This window comes from Pseudonocardia sp. ICBG1034 (assembly GCF_020131375.1).
GTDB classification, from domain to species: domain Bacteria; phylum Actinomycetota; class Actinomycetes; order Mycobacteriales; family Pseudonocardiaceae; genus Pseudonocardia; species Pseudonocardia alni.
The window spans coordinates 619966-638178 of the sequence record NZ_JAHLEK010000017.1 but is presented as its reverse complement, the minus strand read 5'-3'; the positions used below and the strand labels follow the sequence as shown (position 1 = coordinate 638178).

Here is an 18213-nt window from a genome sequence, read left to right as displayed (position 1 = left end):
CTATCGTGGCCGGGCGTGAGGGAGACCCCGGCCGAGGTGTTCCACGGCCGAGTCGCGGAGCTGGACCTGCTCGCCGACGCGCTGCGTGACGCCGTCGCCGGCGGGGCCTCGGCCGTGCTCCTCGGCGGCGACGCGGGGGTCGGCAAGACCCGGCTGGTGTCGGAGTTCGGCCGCACCGCGACGAGCGGCGGCGCGGTCGTGCTGTCCGGCCGCGCGCTGGACATCGCCGACGCCCCGCCGTTCTGGCCCGTCGTGTCGGCGCTGCGCGAGCAGTCCCGCACCCGCGGCGCGCTGGGCCGGGAGTGCGCGGCCGCGCTGTCCCGGCTGGACCGCGCCGACGGGCCGGCCGGGCGGGTCGAGATGCTGGGCGAGCTGGCCGCCGTCGTCGAGCGGGCGGCCCGCCGGGCACCGGTGGTGCTCGTCGTCGACGACCTGCACCGCGCCGACCGCTCCACCCGCGACCTGTTCGCCTACCTGCTGGCGGCGCTGTCGTCGTCGCCGGTGCTGCTGGTCGGCACCTACCGCGACGACCCGGCCGGTGGCGTCCCGATCGACCTGCTCGGGCTCACCGGGGAGCTGCGCCGGCACCGCGGCGTTCGCTTCGCCCGGGTGGAGCCGCTGCCCCGGCACGAGCTGGCCGAGCTGGTCGCGCAGTGGGCACCGGAGCGCCACGACGTCGAGGACCTGGTGTGGCGACACTCCGGCGGGAACGTGTTCCTGGCCCGCGAGACCGTCCGTGCCGTGCTCGACGGGGACCCGCGGGGCGTGCCGCAGACCGTCCGCGAGCTGGTGCGGGCGGGCGCCGCCGGGCTGTCGACGGGGGCGGTGGAGGTCGTGCGGGCCGTGGCGGCCGGGGTCGGGGAGGTCGAGCACACGCTGCTGGCCGCCGTCGTCGACGTCGACGGGCCGGAGCTGGCCGCAGCCGTGCGGGAGGCGGCCGACGCCGGGTTCGTCGTCGTCGCCGGTGCCGACGGCTACACGCTGCGGCACGGCCTGATGACCGAGGTCGTCTCCGCGGACCTGCTCCCCGCCGAGCGGGTCGAGCTGCACGGCCGCTACGCCACCGCGCTGCACGGCGGCCACCGCGTGCCCGGGTCGGCGGCCCGCCTCGCCCACCACTGGCAGCTCGCCGGGCGCCCGGACGAGGCGCTGGCGGCGACCCTCGACGCGGCACAGGAGGCCGAACGGCTGCGCGGCTACGCCGAGGCGCACCGGCACTGGCTGCGCGCAGCGACGCTGCCGGTCCCCGACGCCGTCCGCGACCGCAGCCGCTACCTGGAGCAGGCCGCGTCCGCGGCGGCCCTGGCGGGCGACCACGACTCGGCCGTGGCGCTGCTCTCCGAACGGCTGGGCGAGCCCGACGCTCCCCCCGGCACCGAACAGGCGGTGCTGCGCTCCCGGCTGGGGCGCTACCTCGGCGCGGCGGGCCAGCTGGCCGAGGCGGAGGAGGCCTACCGGCGCGCCGTCGCCGCCCTGCCCGCCGGCGACGATCCGGCCGACACCGCCGTCGCCGCCCGCGCCGAGGTCCTCGCCGGTTACGCGGCCGCGCTGCTCGACCGGGCCGACTACGCCGGTGCCCGCGCCGTCGCCGAGGACGCACTGGTCGCGGCACGCCGGGTGGGGGAGCCGCGGGCGCTGGCGTCGGTACTGGCGACGCTCGGGTTCGGTGCCGCGCACTCCCGCGACGGCGCCGCCGGACTCGACGCGCTGACCGAGGCCGTCGCCGTCGCCGAGGTCGACGGCGACCCGGAGACGCTGGGGGAGTGCCTGGCCCGGCGCGCGGAGCTGCTGACCGGCCCGCTCAACGCCCTCGACGACGGCGTCGCCGCGGCCCGGGCGGGAGCCGAGCGGATGGCCGGGCTGGGGCTGGGCCGGACCTCGTCGGTGTCGCTGCGGGTGGTGGCGGCGAACGGGCTGTTCCGCGCCGGTGCCTGGGACGAGGCCGAACGGGAAGTGGCGACGGCATGGTCGGCCGGCCCGTCCGGGGCGCAGATGCTGGAGCTGCGCCTGGCCCGCGCCCGACTGCGGATGGGCCGTGGCGACCTCGACGGCTCCGACGTCGACCTCACCGCGGCCGAGCTGATCGCCGGATCGACGGGCCTGCCCAAGCAGCGGTTGCCGCTGCTGATCCTGCGCGCCGGGCTGGAGATGTGGCGGGGCAACCCGGAGCTGGCGTTCGCCCACGTCGGGAAGGGGCTCGACGTCGTCGAGTCCGGCATCGACGACGTCTTCGCGGTCGCGCCGCTGCTCTGGCACGGTGCCCGCGCGCACGCCCAGGCCGTCCTCGCCGGACGTCCCCCCGACGCCAGCGGACTGCGACGGCTGCGCCGCCACCGGCGCGACCTCCTCGACCGCGGGGACCGCTCCGCCCCCGCGCTGCGCGGGGTCATCGCGAGCTACGAGGCCATGTGCTCCGCCGAGGACGCCCGGACCACCGCGGGGTCCGACCCGGGCACCTGGCGAGGCGTCGCCGACCTGCTGGACGGCCTCGGCCAGCCCTACCCCGGCTCCTACGCCCGACTGCGCAGCGCCGAGGCGCTGCTGGCGGGCCGCCGTACCGAGGACGGCACCGCGGACCTGCGCCGCGCCGCCCGGCTCGCCGCAGGCCTGCGGGCCGGTCCGCTGCTCCACGAGATCGCCGAGGTCGCCCGCCGGGCCCGGATCGAGGTGCCCGAGCTCGCCGCGGTCGCGACGGACGGTCGTGCCCCGGTCGCCGTGGACGGTCCGCTGGCCCGGCTCACCGACCGGGAACGGGAGGTGCTGGAGGTCCTCGCCGACGGCGCCACCAACAAGCAGATCGCGGCCCGGCTGTTCATCACCCCGAAGACGGTCGGTGCCCACCTCGCCTCGGTCTTCGCCAAGCTCGACGTCACCAACCGCACCAGCGCCGCGGCCGTCCTCCGCGAGCACCGCACCGATATCTAGGTCATTCGCCCGATACCTTCGCCGGGCACGTTCGACCAGGCTGATCACCGGATCGAGCGACACGGAGGCAGGCGATGACGGCCACCATCGAGACGCCCTCCGGTGAGGGCACGGCCCCGGCGGGCCGGGCGCGCGTCGGAGCGCTGCTCGCGACGCCACCGGAGACGATCGACGGCGTCGTCGCGCACCTGGAGCACCTCCAGGAGATCCTCGAGTGCGAGTACGGCCCCGGTGACGGCGTCGCCTCGTTCAACCGGCTCTACCTGCGCATCACCCGCGGCATCCGGGACCAGCTCGACGACGACCTGTTCGCCGACCGGGACTTCCTGGTCCGGCTCGACGTCGAGTTCGCCCGCCGCTACTTCCGGGCCCTGTACGCCGAGGCGACCGGGGGGACCCCGCCGCGGTCCTGGGGGGTGCTGCTGGAACGCCGCCACCACGAGCGGATCTCCCCGGTGGAGTACGCGGTGGTCGGGGTGAACGCGCACGTCAACTTCGATCTGGCGCCCGCGGTCGTGCGTACCTGCACGGTCCTCGGGCGCAGTACCCCCGGCCCGGCCGAGCGGGCCGACTACCGGGCCGTGAACGACGTGTTCTCGCTGCACATGGTCCGCCTGCTCGACGGCTTCGACCGGAACGACCCCGGCGAGACCTCGCTGTCCGAGCAGCTGCTCGGCTGCGTCGCCGACGTGCCGGTGGTGCTGGCGCGCGACGTCGCCTGGCGGCAGGCCCTCGAGCTGTGGGAGCTCCGCTCCCGGCCGATGGAGTACGAGAACGAGGTCGCGGCGCTCGACCGCCGGACCGCGCTCCTGGGGCGTGGCCTGCTCACGCTGGGAGCCCTGACGTGACACCCGCCCGAGTGGGGGGCGGGCGGGTGTCACACCCCCGGCCGGTGGCGGTCGCGCCGCTCGCGACGGTGCTGATCATCGACGACCACGAGCTCGTCGGGTCGTCGCTGGCGCTGGCTCTGCGCGCGGAGGGCGAACCGGCCGCGTTCCGCCCCGCGCACTCGCACGTCGAGGTGCACCGCGCCGTCGCCGGGGTCGAGCCCGGACTGCTGGTCCTCGACCTGGACCTCGGACGCGACGCCGAGGGCCGCCGGATCGACACCATCCCGCTCATCCCGTGGCTGCGCGCCCAGGGGTGGCGGGTTCTCGTCCTCTCGGGCAGCTCCAGCCCCACCCGGATCGGCGCGGCCCTGCACCAGGGCGGCTTCACCTGGGTGTCGAAGACGGCCTCGATGCCCGCACTGGTCGTCGCGATCCGGGAGGCCCGCGTCGGGCGGTCGCTGTTGCACGCCACCCACCGCGACGAGCTCGTGCAGCGCTACGTCGAGTGGGACCGCCGTCAGCGTGCCGTCCGCGAACGCATCGCGACCCTGACCCGCCGCGAGCGGGAGGTCCTCGAACTGCTCGCCGGCGGGGTGCGGGCGCACGCCATCGCCGAGCACTTCGTCGTGTCGCTCCCCACGGTCCGCACGCAGGTCAGAGCGGTGCTCGCGAAGCTCGACGTCGGGTCGCAGCTGGAGGCCGTCGCGCTCGTGCGCAGTGTCGACGCCACGGACGACACCCCCGGTGGGATGCTGCCGTGGGTACGGTAAGGTTCCACGTGCCCCGCGAGGGGTGGCCGGGACGTGGCGCAGCTTGGTAGCGCACTTGACTGGGGGTCAAGGGGTCGCAGGTTCAAATCCTGTCGTCCCGACAGGCCGGAGGCCGGTATCCGAGAGCATCGGGTACCGGCCTTTACTCGTCTGATGCGCTACGTCCTCCCTGGGAGGGGCTCAACCACCCGGCGGTCGACAACCGTTGTGGTCCGGACGTTGCCAGTGGCGTATCCACCCCCCGAGCTATGTGAGCAGGAGCAGCGGAGCACCATGTCGCTTGCCGGGTCGCCCACACCACTCTCGGAGCGGGCCACCTGCATGAACTCACCCTGGAGGTGGGGCTCATGGGTTCCGTCACGATCACTATCGACGGCGCCGCGCTGCTCTGGATCCCGCTTGGCGTGTGCGCGCTGGGGAACCGGGGAGTGACGGCCGCGCAGTTCAGTCGTCTTGTTGCGCTTACTGTGCGTCGGTCGATGAAGTAGGTCGAACCCGTGCGGCAGTCGGCTGGCGTCGCGTGTGCAACGCGAGCTATGCGAGGGGGAAGATGTCGTGGTCACGGAGCACGGTGACGCAGCGCTGCGGCATCCCGAGGCGACGGCGGGACCTCCGCATATCGGTGTCCCCACCGATCCGCACCGATCTGACGACGGAGATCGTCGGTGGGAGCGGGGGAGTCGCGTTCGGAGCCCCGTGGAGGTCCACGTTCTCGCTCATCCACTGGGTGAGCTGAGCCTCGTCGTCGTCGACCAGGACGACGCGGTCGCTCCAGCGCGTCCGGTACTGCTGCTCATCGAGCAGGAGGCCGGCGAGTGTGCGGCACAGGGTTGAACTGCCGCTCCGACGTAGATGGTTCGAGGCGAGCCGCGCGGAGCTTCGTCGCGAGGCCGACGTGGAGAAGCCGCAGGTCCGGAACCGTTGCACGGAGGCGGCCCGGAAGGTCGGGCAGGATGGCGGGAGGCGCCCACCAGGCATAGAGGCCCGGAACCGACGGCGCCAGAATGCGGACGTCCTCGGTGGGGGCCCGGGTTGTCGATCAGCGCGTCGACGACGGACTCGATCGGCGGGGAGCAGGCGACACCCACGGCAGTCTGCCCGGGGGCCGAGCGGCGAGGTCGCTGTTCGTCAAATCGTTCGTCAGCGCGTCCACCAACGGTGATAGGAAGCGACAGTCGTCCGGGCAGGTTCACGCTGGTCGGGGCATGTTGGATCGCGAACACCCCAGGTCTGCGGATCGCGCTGATTCGTTCCGCTTCAACGTCTGGATGGCGGCGAAACGCGCCAGCGGCTACTCGTTGTTGCCGAGGTCGGTCGCGCCGCCAACGGACTCGATGATGTCCGGGATCTCCTGGCGTGGGCCGGTGGTGAGGTCACCGGGCGGGCAGAACACGAGGTTGCAGCCGGGTGGGGCGTACGGACCGATCCCGATGCCGTTGCCGAGGATCTTCGGATCGAGGTAGTTGGCGGGATCGAGGTTCGCGCTCGCCGCATCGGCGACGTACGGCCCGGGGTCGGGGACGTCCTGGTCGCGGACCCCGCGCATGAGGATGCGGAAGAAGTTGTAGTACAGGTCCGCGCCGGGGCTGGCGCTGGCGATGGCCTGCGGGTCAGGTGCCTTGTCGCCGAGGACGCCGGTCCAGGTGACGGTCATGTCGAGGCTGGGGATGATGAAGTTGTTCTGCTGCAGGGCTCCGACCATGGCGTACATGTCCCGGGGCGCGCTCGGGGTGAGCTGGTGGTCCAGAACTCTGCTGGCGGGGATGTCGGTGGTTTTACAGATGTCGCCGCGGTTGGTCCAGAAGAGCAGTCCGTAGCAGGGGTTGGGTGCAGAGGGGACGCTGACCTGCTGGACGTAGTCGGCCGGGACGACCTGCTCACCATTCCAGCGTCCGCCGTTCTGCATGAGAAGACCGAGGCGGGCGAACTGCTCGCTGGGGATGAACAGGTTCGCGTAGCCGTAGGTGTTGCCCGAGCGGTCGCGCAGCCAGAAGTAGCTGTTGCGGTCGATGCCGACCGGGTCGAACAGGTTGTCCTGGACGAAGTCCTGGAAGTCCTGCCCGACGGCTCGGGCGACGACGAAGGCGACCAGGTCCGGGGTGCGCTGGCTGTAGTCGAAGTTCGTGCCGGGCTCGTGAGTTATCGGCAGAGCGAGGGCCTGACGTGCCACGTTCGGGTCGTTGCCGATCGTGGCGAATTCGCTGAGGATGGCCTCGTCCAGCCCGCCGGCCTCGTTGAGCAGGTTGCGGATGGTGATCGCTCGGTGGTCGGCGTCGCCCCAGCCGGGCCCCTCGGGTAGGTATTTGCCGATCGGGTCGTCGAGGGCAAGCTTGCGCTGCCCGTAGGCGATGCCAGTGGCCATCGACACGACGCTCTTGGTCGAGCTGAACACGTTGAACGGCACATTCTGAGTGACCGGGTCCAGCGGTCCGGTCCCGACCAGACAGTTGTTGCGGTAGATCCGCACCGAGAGCCGCATGTTCGCTTGGGCGTAGGCCACGGCATCGCGCACGGCGGCCGGGTCGAGTTGCTGGGCGCCCGGGTCGGAGCGGCCTGGTGCGGCCGAACCGGACGGCAGCGGGCAGGCGGTCGAGGCATCTGCGGCCGGGGCCGGGTCGGCCTGGGCCTGCCCGACCATCACGAGGCCGGCCAGTGCGACGCAGGTAGCTGCTGCGGCCAGCGTCCGTACCGCTGCCTTCCTCATCATGCCCGTCCTCCTCGACCGGTGATGGCCTTCACTGAGTCAGAACGAGCGGTATAACTCAGGGGATACGGGTGGGCCGTAGGTTGGCTCCATGAGTTCGGCCGAGGAGGGCACCCGCACCCGCAACGGGATGCGGTGGCGCACCGACGAGCTCCTCGACGCCGCCGTCCTGGTCTTCGGCGAGAGTGGCTATCACGGCGCGACGATGAACGCGATCACCCAACGGTCCACGGCCACCAAAGCCACGTACTACAGCCGGTTCGGCAGCAAGGACGACCTCTACACCGCGTGTCTGCACCGGGAGGCCGAGCGAATGCGCGTCCACCTGGTCACCGCATACGAGTCCGCCGACGTACTGAGCGTGTCCGAGCAGCTCGAAGGTGACATGCTCGCCTTCTTCCACCACGCCGCCGCCAACCCCGCCGGCTTCAGGTTGCTGTTCGGCCCCGAGGCCGCCGGACCCGCCGCACGCATCCGTCAGACGCTGCTCGACACGATCCGGGATGAGGTCGCGCGGCGGGTCCGCCGGACCCTCGACGCTCGCCACCCGCACGCCTCGGCCTCCGCCGACATGATCGCCGCGATGATCATCGGTGTAGCCGTCCATGGCACATACCAAGCTGTCGTCGTCGAACGAACAAGCCCAGAACGGGCCGGCGCGATGGCAAGCTCGTTCGTCATCGCCGCCGTGCGCAACATGGAACCCGGGGCAATCGTCGATACAACCGGGAGCGCAGCGATCGAGTGACTGACCCGCAGACAACCGTCTCGCGACGGCGCAGACCAACTCGGACGTCGGCGGCCGCGCCCCGTCTTCTCTGTGTTTGACCTGTGGGTACGGCGACAGCGGTGATCCTCGGATGATCGTCCTGGATGATCATGCGTGAGTCCACTGTGGTCGTACCGTGGAGCACGCCGCTCCACGGCGCGGAAAGAGGTCAGAGTTCATGCTCCGTGATGGTTGTGCCGTTCGGGTGAATCTAGCGCGGTGTGGTGCGGTTGGGTTCGGTATCGCGGGCAGCCGGCATGCGCTCGGGAAGCGGTGCCGCCCAGGGAGGAGAGCGTCGGAGCGCTTCCGCTGCGCACTCCCGCCGACGCCGCTCGGATTCTTGCGGTCCGCGAGTCGTGGCTGCGCCGCGCCGCAGGTGAGCGATGCACAGGTCGACACACCGGCTGAGATGGCGACCGAGGCCAGCCCGAAGTGCCATGTCCATGGATCGACCATTGCACGCCCCGCAATCCCCGGGACGGGGATTGCCTCGAGCTCGGCCACCACGTGGCGGTGGACATGACGGTGGACGTCCACTGCGGCGCTGCACCGTGCCGCACGTTCCGAGCCCTCGGCGCGGCCGTAATGGCCGCCGACGTCCGGGCCCCGTTGCCGGTCGCCACCGGCTCGGCGGAGTCGTGCTCAGCGTCGGCGGGCCCCGTCATCCCGTCGAGGTCGTGCGTGTCGTCACCGATGACGGGATCCCGACCGTCGCGTCGATTCGCCCGAGCATCTGTACGAGCTGCACGCTCGCGTAGGGGATCGGGATCGACCCGCACAAGCCCTCGCCACCGCAGGGCCTTCACCGGTCTGACCCCTGTGGCCAGGCAGGGCTCCCAACCCGGTGGTCTCGCCGGCGGAGCCGACGCGGCTGCGGCGCTACCCCACCATCAGGAAGGCCTCGTGTGCTCCAGGACTGGGAGAACCTGCTGTTCTGCCCGCCGTCGCCCGCGGCGGCGACCCGAACGGACCGGGCCACCCGACATGGCCGGCCACTGCCCCGACCTTCGTCCCGGCGCTCGGACCGAGGCACCGGGACCCCGGCCGATCGACGCCTCGACTCGGTGCGGGGTGGCTGAGGAGCAGCCCACCGTCGGGCGCCGCGGGAAAGCCGGTACCGGCCGAGTACAGCAGGCGTTCTCCGGATCTTGACAGAGCCACGATGCGCGGGGCCGGCCCGGGAGGCCGACGCCCGGGGCCGAGGACTGTGCAGCCCGCCTCGGGCGGCGGCGCGGACCGGTCACGAACGCGTTGGTCGCCTGCGGTCGCCGGTCGATGACCTTCTACATCGCGCAGTCGCCGGTGTGGTTCGTCGCCACCGAGCCGGCGTTGCTCGACCTCGGCGGGCGGCTCGGCGCCGCGACGGCTGCCGCGGTCGCCGTCGCCACCTGGGTGATCACCGTGGTCGTCGCCGCTGGTCTGGATCGCGCGGGCCGGCGCGGGCCGGCCGAGGCTCTGTTGCGCCGCCTCACCTACGGCGCCGGGCGGAGGGCTCCGCGTCCGGCGACAGCCTGACCACGTGCGCAGGGCGCGTCAGCATCACTGCGTGTGCGGGAGCTGCAGACAGAACGAGTCCGTACCGCCACGCGGAGCGGACGGCGGGTGGCGGCGCGTGCGCTCAGGACCCACCGGAGCGCAGTGTCCGGAGGTGGGGTGCTTCGCTCGGCGGCACGCCAGGCACCCTGACGATGCGCCCGTCGGTCATCTCGAGCCGCACCACCTCGTCCCCGGGGCGTGGGTCGAGTACCGCTGCCACCCGGCACCAGGGCAGGGTCGTGCCGGACAGTACGAACCGGATGCCCCTGTCGGAGACGACCGCCACCGGCACCAGCCACAGCGCTGCGACGATCACCACGGTGATCGGCGCCAGCACCAGCCATGCCGACGTGTTCTGCAGGATCGACAGGTAGATGCCGACCGCCAGAGGCGCCCCGACGAGCATCGTGAACCAGCTGCGGGCATATCGCGCGCCCCAGTACGTCCTGCGGTCGGGATCCGGCTTGTCTCCCATCGCCACCTACCGCCGGGTTCCTGCGGCCGAGATCGGTTCCTGCAGAGATCCCGAACGCGGCCGACCCGACAGTCGCACCACAGTCGGAGGACGGTCCATGTCGTGATCCCGGGTCGCGCTCTGATGCAGGCCGGCGTTGTACCGACGCGAGAGGCGGTGTCGTGCCGCCCGAGCACTGCAGGCGCGGGCGTCGGACGGACCGGGTGGCGTGCTGACGGGCCCGCACCCCGTGGGCTTCCGGCTCCAGGTCCACATCGTCGTCCTGTACCCGCGATCGCGGGGAGTATCGCCGAGACCGGCGGTGCATCCGGTCACCGCGCGCCGGTCGAGGTGCCGGGGCGCAGGGTGCGGCTCGGTGGCACCGCGTGTGCGGCGCGGCAGTGGGCCGCGAACCGCGACGGGTGACCGAACCCCACCCCGTGGCGATCTCGGCGACGGTCGCGGTGCGGGTCTGCGGCGATCGGGTCGCGGTGGGCGCGATCCAGACGCCCGTACTGAGGTAGGGCGTCGGGTGGTGTCGAATGTCGCTGGAACGCCGGCTGGACCGCGCGCACGGTGGCCGACGTGGCGGCTCCCCGGTAACGGTGCGCCGGTGGGCGCCCCAGGCCGACGAGCGAAGGCTCACCTGTCCAGTCTCGTCATCGGGTACCCGTCACGGTCGCGGGTTGCGGCGGGGCGGAACCCGGGTGGTCCTGGGCTCGTGCCGTGAGGTGTGGGACGCGACGATCCGGGTAGCTGCACGACACCGGGTCGAGCACCAGCTCGCCGTTCCGCCCGGAGCGCTCTGCGCGCGATGGACCTGTGCTGGGAGCCGGCCATGGAGAATCCCGGATCTGCGATCCACGGCAGTCGTACCTCAACCCCGCGACCGGGCGCGGAGCGACCGTTCGTGATCCGCCCTCATGACGGCACGTCGGTCATCCGGGCACGGGGCCATCTCGACTCGGCCTCCGGTGGCCGGTTGTTGCGCCTCCTCGATGCGGAGATCGAGATGGCCCGTGCCGGTCACCGACGGCTCGACACCGTCGTCATCGACGTGTCGGAGTCGGACACGATCAGCCGAGGTGGCCCCGAGGCGCTTGCGCACGCGCTTCATGCCTGTACCCGTCGTCGGATCGGCTTGGCCGTGGCCGGGACCTTCGACCTGCGTTTCCTCTCGCCCGCCGCGCAGCGGAGATTGGCTGCGCTCACCTGGTACCCGACCGTCGAGGTCGCCATCACCTCCGCCACCGGGCGGAGGTGACATTCCCGGCGGGTCGGTGTCGCCGTGACGAACGGGCCGTGGCCGAGCCGGGTCGGCCCCAGAATGACCGGGACGGCGCCGAGCGCCCCCGGAGTGGCCCCACGGCGCCGTCGCACACGGCCATGCGCGTCGAGCCGCCGCAGCGTTCACACCGCCCCCGCCCGGGTACGACGTCGACATGACCGACATCGGATCGGGGGAGATCGACAGCTCGCGCACGAGGGTCAGTGCCCGCGCCCGGGGCGTGATCGCCTGGAAGCTCCGTCGGCGTACATCGGCGTTCTACGACGACCCGGCGACCATGCGCGCACTGTTGGCGGAGCACCAGGATCCGAGCGGCACCCGGCCACCGTGGTGGATACGCGCGACCACACGCGTGCGGCACACCGCGCTGGACGGGCACGACTGCTGGACACTTCAGCCGCCACGGGGTCCGCGTTCGGAGGTGCACGTGCTGCATCTGCACGGCGGCGGATTCGTCGAGCAGCCCGGTGCACACCATTGGAACTTCGCGCGCTGGCTCGTCGCCCGGCTCGGCGCGACCGTCACGCTGCCGATGTATCCGCTCGCTCCGGCGGCAGACCACCGTGACATCTGGCCGTTCACCGAGCACTCCTACGAACGGTTCCTGGCCGGACACCGGGCCGAGGACCGGATCGTGCTCGGCGACTCCTGCGGTGGCGGGCTGGCGTTGGCGCTGGCCCAGCGGCTGCGCGACCGGGGCGAGCCGGTGCCCTCCCGGATCGGGCTGCTCTCCCCGTGGCTGGACCTGGCGGTCGGCGACGCGATGTCGGTCCGCATCGCGCCGGACGACCCGGTGCTGGGGGTCGACGGGCTGCGTCAGGCAGGGCGCTGGTACGCGGCAGGGACCGCGCTGGACGATCCCGAGATCAGCCCCGTCGATGCCGACCTGCGTGGGCTCGGCCGGATCGCCGCCTTCGTCGGCACCCGGGACCTCCTGCTCGCCGACGCCCGGCGGCTACGGCGTGACGCCGAACGGGTCGGACAGGAGATCGAGCTGCGCCAGTACCGGGGCATGTACCACAACTGGATCATGCATCCGCTGCCCGAAGGCCGGGTCGCCCGTGGTCATCTGCTCGACTTCCTGCGTCGCTGACGGGCCGGTGGCCGGAGCCACCGACCCGCGACACCCTGGTCGTCAGCCGTCGGCGCACGGTTGCGCACCGTCCGGGCCGCGGCCGTCCGGATGTCGCCGGATCCCTGTCCGGATCCGGCACGCCTGACAGGACCCCGACCCCGCTCAGCGCCCGTGTGTGACCGCCCGTCGCGCCCTCCCAGCCTTCACGGGGTCGTCGGATCGTGGTCCGGGGCCGGGGGTGGAGGCACGTCCACTTCGCGAGTGGACGGCCCGACCTCGGACCGGCGCGAAGTGACGACGATGCGCCGATCAGGAAGGAGGCGGCCGGTGTTCCGCTGTGATGCGTGGTGGTCGGCGGTGGGCCCGCGCCTGCTGGATGCGCGATGGCGGGCAGAGCTCGATCGGACGCGGCCGCTGCACGTCCAGCTGTGCCACCGGCTGGTGGTGGTGACCCCGCACGTGGACGAGGACGTCTGCGCGGTCGGCGGATTGCTGGCCCGGGCCGGCGAACAGGCCGTCCGCGTCGACGTGCTCTCGGTCACCGACGGCGACGGAGGCACGTGTGGCGAGGGCCCCTACCGGTCGGGCACCGAGCCGGTCGTCCACCCGCACGACTGGCACACTCCCCGCCGCGCCCACTCCGCGACCGCAGCCGCCGCGGCCTCGGATGCCACGCGGGAGACGGCGTCCGATCACGCGGCCGTCGCCCGCGCTGCGGCGCGGGTGTGCTCGGCGTACCACGCCCGGCTGGTCCACTGTCCGACCCGTTGCAGAACGGCTTCGTCGGTCGGCGCGGCCCGTCGGGGCGGCCGCACGGCAGGCGGGCCGTGCGACGACGCAGGGCACGACGAACCGGTGTGTGAAGGCCGCGGCGAGCGGGTACGTGATTCGCGGTGGCCGCACGGATGTGCTCGGCCGCCGGGCCCACCTCCCGGGAAGTACGGTGCCAGAACTCGATTCGCCTCTGCTGGTCTTGGACGGGTGCACCCCGCCTCGCCTGACGGTTGTCCGGAGCTGGCTGCGCGACCAGCTGCGTGGTGTCGATCAGCAACTGCGTATCGACGCCGAACTGGTCGTCACCGAACTCATCGCCAACGCTCATGATCACGGGGGTGGGGCGGACACTGTCCGCATCTACGTGCATCGCCGACCTCCTCAGGTGCGTGTGGAGGTCGATGACGGGCTGCCGCAGGCACCATTGACGGTCGGCCGGTCGCGGTGGGGCGGATTCCGCGGACGCGGTCTGACCATCGTCGACTCGGTGGCCGGCTGGGGTGTCGTCCGCCGGGCGCGGGACAAGACGGTGTGGGCCACGGTCGGTCCTGGCCCGCAGGTCAGCCTTGCTCCGCGACGGCCGTGACCGGCTCGTGCCGGCACGCCCACCCGCGCCCGTCCACCGGATCGACGCCTCGCGCACCGGCAGCGGCTGCGGCAGCCGCACCGGATCCGGCGGGGTGACGCTCGACGGTGACGCGAGGGGGCCGTCGCGGGTGCTCATCGGCGTGACCCGCCAGAACCGCGGAGGGGACCGATGAGGCTGCCGGCCCGGATCTGCCCGCCGGAGGTACTACCGCTCCCCGACGGTGTCCGGTTCGGCCAGGTCGGGGCCGTGGCCGTTCCGGGGCTCGGCCTGTCGGTGCGCGGTTGGGAGCCGACGCTGTCGTGCCTGGATCCGCCGTTCCCGGCGACGGCGCTGGCGCTGCCCGCTTACGGGGTGCCCGCCTCGCCGCGGGCACCGCTGGACCCGCGGTCGTCGGCGCGGCGGTTGCTGCGGCGGATGGACGACCTCGGGATCGGATCCGCCGTGCTGCTCGGGCACTCGGCGAGCTGTCAGGTCGTCGCCGAGGCGGCCCGTGCCGCCCCGGGCCGGGTGCCTGCCCTGGTGTTGGTGGGCCCGACCGCGGACCCGCGTGCGGGGAGCCGGGCGGCGTTGGTGCGGGGGTGGCTGCGCAATGTGGTGGCCGAGCGCCCGGAGCAGGTGCCGCAGCTGGTGCGCGACTACACCTACAGCGGCATGGTCAGCTTTGTTCGCGCGCTGGAGGCCACGCGGCGCCACCCGTTGTCCGATGTGGTCGGCGGGTTCGGTGGGCCGGTGCTGCTGCTGCGCGGCGCTCGCGACGGGATCTGCTCGGCCGACTGGCTGGCCCGGCTCGCCTCCTCCGCCGCGGCGGCCGAGGTCGCCGACGTCGCGACGGCGGCGCACATGGCGCCGTTGACGCACGGCGCCGAGCTGGCCGTGGCGCTGCGCCCGTTCCTCGTCTCCGCCGGGCGCGGTCGGGCGGGACACGAGCCGTAGCCGGCTCGCCCGGTGCGACCCGCACGGCCGGCGGTGGCCGCGTTCGCGGTGGGACAGCCCTGAGCGGACCTGTCCGCCTGCCGATCCGTTCGCAGGACCATCTCGCAGGACGTCGGACGGGGTGAGCGCCGACGTGTGGGGTAGGCGCGCGGCATGACCCTCGTCGAGCCGACCACATCCGACCGTCTGATTCACGACCCCCGCACCGGCGACGTCATCGGGCCGGTACCGCAGGCCGATCCCGCAGAGGTCGACGCCGCCGTCGACGCAGCCCGCGCCGCCGCGTCCGGCTGGGCGGCCACCCCCGCCGCCGAACGCGCCGCCGCGCTGCACGGCGCCGCCGCCGCCGTCCGCTCCGCCGCGGACGAGCTCACCGATCTCACCGGCCGCGAGACCGGTAAGCCGGCCGCCGACGCCCGCGGCGGCGTCGACGCCGGGGTCGGCACGCTCATCCAGTACGCCGAGCTCGGCCCGGTGCATCGCGGCCGTACCCTGCACGGTGACCCCGGTGCGACCGACCTGATGGTCCCCGGGCCGCGCGGTGTCGTCGCCGTCCTCACCCCGTGGAACGACCCCGTCGCCGTCGCCGCCGGGCTCCTCGGCGCCGCGCTCGCCACCGGGAACACCGTGGTGCACAAGCCGAGCGAACGATGCCCGGCGACGGGACGTCGGTTCGCCGAGATCATCGCCGCGCACCTGCCGCCGGACGTCCTTCGGATCCTGGACGGCGACAGCGAGGTCGGGTCCCGCCTCGCCGCATCGGAGGTGGACGTCGTCGCCCACGTCGGCGGGACCGCCACCGGCCGGAAGATCCGCGCCGCCTGCGCGGTCACCGGCGCGTACGCGCTGCTGGAGAACGGTGGAAACGACCCGCTCGTCGTCGACGCCGGTGTCGACCCGGGGTGGGCCGCCGAGCAGGCCGCGCTGGGCGCGTTCGCCAACTCCGGGCAGATCTGCGTGTCCGTCGAGCGGATCCTGGTGCACGCCGACGTCGCCGCCCCGTTCCTCGACGCGCTCGCAGGGCAGGCCGCTCCGTGGGGCGGCCGGATCGGTCCGATGGTCGACCGCACCCTGCGGGCCGAGGTGCACCGCCAGGTCGTCGGGGCCGTCGACGCAGGCGCCCGTGTCCGCGCCGGAGGCGCCCTGCCCGACGGTCCCGGCGCGTTCTACCCGCCGACCGTGCTGGAGGACTGCACCCCGGAGATGGACGTGTTCGCCACCGAGACGTTCGGCCCCGTCGCGCCGGTCCGGGTGGTACCCGACTTCGCGACCGCGCTGCGCGAGGCGGCCGACGACCCGTACGGGCTCGCCGCGACCGTGCTCACCTCCGACATGGCGCACGCGCAGCACGCGTGGCGGTCGCTGCCCGTCGGAACCGTCAAGATCAACAACGTGTTCGGCGGGGCGCCCGGTGGGGCCGCCCAGCCGCGCGGCGCGAGCGGTACGGGGTTCGGGCACGGCCCTGAGCTGCTCGACGAGATGACCACGGTGAAGGTCGTGCACCTGGAGGGGGCGCCCGCACAGCGCTGAGTGGGTTCGATGTCCCCGCAGCGGGAACGCGCCCGGCCATGACCGAAGAGCGTCGCCACCTCACCACTCGACAGGGCCATCCCGTCCACGACAACCAGAACGAGCGCACGGTCGGGCCGCGGGGCCCGGCCACGCTGGAGAACTACCAGTTCCTGGAGAGGATCAGCCACTTCGACCGGGAGCGGATCCCGGAGCGGGTCGTGCACGCCCGCGGGTTCACCGCCTACGGCACCTTCACCGCCACCGGGCGGTGGGGCGACGAGCCGATCGAGCGGTTCACCCGCGCGAAGCTCTTCGCGGCCGAGGGCAAGCAGACCGAGGTCGCACTGCGGTTCTCCACCGTGATCGGCGGGCGCGACTCCTCCGAGGCCGCCCGCGACCCTCGCGGCTTCGCGGTCAGGTTCTACACCGAGGACGGCACATGCTGGTCAACCTGTTCAGCCCACGCGGCATCCCGGCCGACTACCGCCACCAGCAGGGCTTCGGCGTCAACACCTACAAGTGGGTCGACGCGCATGGGGAGACCCGGCTGGTGAAGTACCACTGGCTGCCCACCTGCGGGGTCGCGTCGATGACCGAGGCGGACGCCGCCGCGGTGCAGGCGGACGACCTGGGGCACGCCTCGAAGGACCTGTTCGACGCCATCGAGCGCGGCGAGTACCCCGAGTGGGAGCTCCATGTCCAGATGATGGACGACCACGACCATCCCGAGCTGGACTTCGACCCGCTCGACGACACCAAGGTGTGGCCGGAGGAGATGTTCCCGCCTCGCAAGGTCGGCACGCTGCAGCTCAACCGCAACGTCGCGAACAACTTCGCGGAGAACGAGCAGATCAGCTTCGGCACCGGTGTGCTCGTCGACGGCCTCGACTTCTCCGACGACAAGATGCTCGTCGGGCGCACGTTCTCCTACAGCGACACCCAGCGCTACCGCGTCGGCCCGAACTATCTGCAGCTCCCGGTCAACGCGCCCCGCAACGGGCCGCCCGCGACCAACCAGCGCGACGGCCAGATGACCTACGTCGTCGACACCGGCGGGGAGAACCCCCACGTGAACTACGAACCGTCCGCCATGGGCGGGCTCACCGAGGCCGACTACCCGCACCCCGACGAGCAGGGCCCGGAGCTCACCGGACGGCTCACCCGCGCGCGGCTGCCACGCACGAACGACTACGCGCAGGCAGGTGAGCGGTTCCTGCTGATGCAGGACTGGGAGCGCGACGACCTCGTCGGCAACCTGGTCGCGAACATCGGCGAGGCCACCGACGAGGTGCGGCGCCGGATGGTGTGGCACCTGTTCCTGTGCGAGGACGAGCTGGGCCGCCGGGTCGGTGAGGGGCTCGGCATCACCGCCGACGACGTCCGTGACCTGACACCGCTCGAGACACAGACGCTCGATGACGGCGAACGCAAGCGGCTGGAGAACCTGGGCGCCAACGGCCCGCGCGACGTGGAAGGGCACACGATGACCCATTGCGTGCCGAACGAGCACCGCCGGGTTCCCGGCTGAGGGGAGTGGGCCGAAGTGGCGCGGGCCGCGAGGGGTGCCCCCCGCGGCCCGCGTCCGGTGCTCAGCGGCTCCCGGCGCGCGTGCGGCGCGGATCCGGGGCGGCCTCATCCGGGAGGCGGCGCAGGAATTCCGCTTCCAGCGCGAGCATCCGTGTGGTGTGGACCTGCAACGCGTCCTCGGTCCCACCGAGGACGGTGTCGTGGCGGGTCTCGTGCAGGTGGGTCATCTCGCGGCGCAGGTCGTCGTCGGTGAGGTCGGTCGGGGCGACGCCGCGAGTGGCCGCTGCATCCTCGCCGGACGTGCCGACGTCTGCGTCGCAGGCGTCCGAGGAGGCACCGCCGTCGGGACGCAGCCCGGGCGGAGCGGTCATGGTGGCCTCGGAGTCCTGGTCGTGGTCCTGGTGGTCATCCTGGTCGTGCCGCAGCGGATCGGTCATGGCAGGCGCCTACCCGGTACCCGCCGCCGTAGACCCGGCCGCGCCGCGGCCGGGCACGCGAGGCGTGCCGGAGGTGTGGAATGCCGAACC

At 72.8% G+C, this 18213-nt stretch carries 15 protein-coding genes, 1 tRNA gene and 1 pseudogene; 13 read left to right on the top strand and 4 right to left on the bottom strand.

Annotated features, from left to right (window positions below; translation table 11 throughout):
* Positions 1 to 15: 15 nt before the first annotated feature.
* From KPF22_RS17705 to KPF22_RS17690, 4 genes are all read left to right on the top strand, one after another.
* Positions 16 to 2925, top strand: a complete 2910-nt coding sequence (locus tag KPF22_RS17705; protein WP_224402734.1) for an AAA family ATPase — start codon at positions 16 to 18, stop codon at positions 2923 to 2925.
* A gap of 74 nt (positions 2926 to 2999) precedes the next feature.
* Positions 3000 to 3773, top strand: a complete 774-nt coding sequence (locus tag KPF22_RS17700) for a DUF5995 family protein (protein ID WP_224402733.1) — start codon at positions 3000 to 3002, stop codon at positions 3771 to 3773.
* 44 nt (positions 3774 to 3817) lie between these two features.
* Positions 3818 to 4525 carry a response regulator transcription factor gene (locus KPF22_RS17695; protein ID WP_224402732.1) on the top strand — a complete coding sequence of 236 codons (708 nt, stop codon included), beginning with the start codon at positions 3818 to 3820 and terminating at the stop codon, positions 4523 to 4525.
* Between the two features lie 27 nt (positions 4526 to 4552).
* Positions 4553 to 4626 (top strand) — tRNA-Pro (locus KPF22_RS17690).
* Between the two features lie 433 nt (positions 4627 to 5059).
* On the opposite strand, the gene KPF22_RS33635 is transcribed toward KPF22_RS17690, so the two are convergent.
* Positions 5060 to 5503 carry a GIY-YIG nuclease family protein gene (locus KPF22_RS33635; protein WP_374107498.1) on the bottom strand — a complete coding sequence of 148 codons (444 nt, stop codon included), beginning with the start codon at positions 5501 to 5503 and terminating at the stop codon, positions 5060 to 5062.
* Positions 5504 to 5816: 313 nt separating this feature from the next.
* Complete coding sequence (locus KPF22_RS17680; protein WP_224402730.1) at positions 5817 to 7232, bottom strand: serine hydrolase; 1416 nt, start codon at positions 7230 to 7232, stop codon at positions 5817 to 5819.
* Between the two features lie 88 nt (positions 7233 to 7320).
* Here KPF22_RS17680 and KPF22_RS17675 point away from each other — a divergent pair, with 88 nt between their 5' ends.
* A complete protein-coding gene (locus KPF22_RS17675) occupies positions 7321 to 7977 on the top strand; it encodes a TetR/AcrR family transcriptional regulator (RefSeq protein WP_224402729.1) in 657 nt (218 codons plus the stop codon).
* Between the two features lie 1263 nt (positions 7978 to 9240).
* A pseudogene (locus KPF22_RS17670) lies at positions 9241 to 9513 on the top strand (DUF418 domain-containing protein); the annotation flags it as partial.
* Positions 9514 to 9616: 103 nt separating this feature from the next.
* Here the strand turns inward: KPF22_RS17670 and KPF22_RS17665 are convergent.
* Complete coding sequence (locus KPF22_RS17665) at positions 9617 to 10009, bottom strand: hypothetical protein (protein WP_224402727.1); 393 nt, start codon at positions 10007 to 10009, stop codon at positions 9617 to 9619.
* An 817-nt stretch (positions 10010 to 10826) separates the two neighbouring features.
* Here KPF22_RS17665 and KPF22_RS17660 point away from each other — a divergent pair.
* From KPF22_RS17660 to KPF22_RS17635, 7 genes are all read left to right on the top strand, one after another.
* Positions 10827 to 11252, top strand: a complete 426-nt coding sequence (locus tag KPF22_RS17660; RefSeq protein WP_224402726.1) for an STAS domain-containing protein — start codon at positions 10827 to 10829, stop codon at positions 11250 to 11252.
* Between the two features lie 178 nt (positions 11253 to 11430).
* Positions 11431 to 12369, top strand: coding sequence for an alpha/beta hydrolase fold domain-containing protein (locus KPF22_RS17655; protein WP_224402725.1), 939 nt, complete (start codon positions 11431 to 11433; stop codon positions 12367 to 12369).
* An 841-nt stretch (positions 12370 to 13210) separates the two neighbouring features.
* Positions 13211 to 13711, top strand: a complete 501-nt coding sequence (locus KPF22_RS17650) for an ATP-binding protein (protein ID WP_224402724.1) — start codon at positions 13211 to 13213, stop codon at positions 13709 to 13711.
* Positions 13712 to 13882: 171 nt separating this feature from the next.
* Positions 13883 to 14647, top strand: a complete 765-nt coding sequence (locus KPF22_RS17645; protein ID WP_224402723.1) for an alpha/beta fold hydrolase — start codon at positions 13883 to 13885, stop codon at positions 14645 to 14647.
* A gap of 153 nt (positions 14648 to 14800) precedes the next feature.
* Positions 14801 to 16177 (top strand): aldehyde dehydrogenase, encoded by a 1377-nt coding sequence (locus tag KPF22_RS17640; RefSeq protein WP_224402722.1) that lies wholly within the window; start codon positions 14801 to 14803, stop codon positions 16175 to 16177.
* Positions 16178 to 16215: 38 nt separating this feature from the next.
* Positions 16216 to 16713, top strand: coding sequence for a catalase (locus tag KPF22_RS32725; protein WP_305080337.1), 498 nt, complete (start codon positions 16216 to 16218; stop codon positions 16711 to 16713).
* Entirely contained in the window at positions 16599 to 17687 is a 1089-nt protein-coding gene (locus KPF22_RS17635; RefSeq protein ID WP_305080336.1) for a catalase, read from the top strand. The genes KPF22_RS32725 and KPF22_RS17635 overlap by 115 nt, the downstream gene beginning before the upstream one ends.
* A gap of 61 nt (positions 17688 to 17748) precedes the next feature.
* Here the strand turns inward: KPF22_RS17635 and KPF22_RS17630 are convergent, their stop codons facing one another.
* Complete coding sequence (locus KPF22_RS17630; RefSeq protein ID WP_208818622.1) at positions 17749 to 18123, bottom strand: DUF6158 family protein; 375 nt, start codon at positions 18121 to 18123, stop codon at positions 17749 to 17751.
* Positions 18124 to 18213 lie beyond the last annotated feature (90 nt).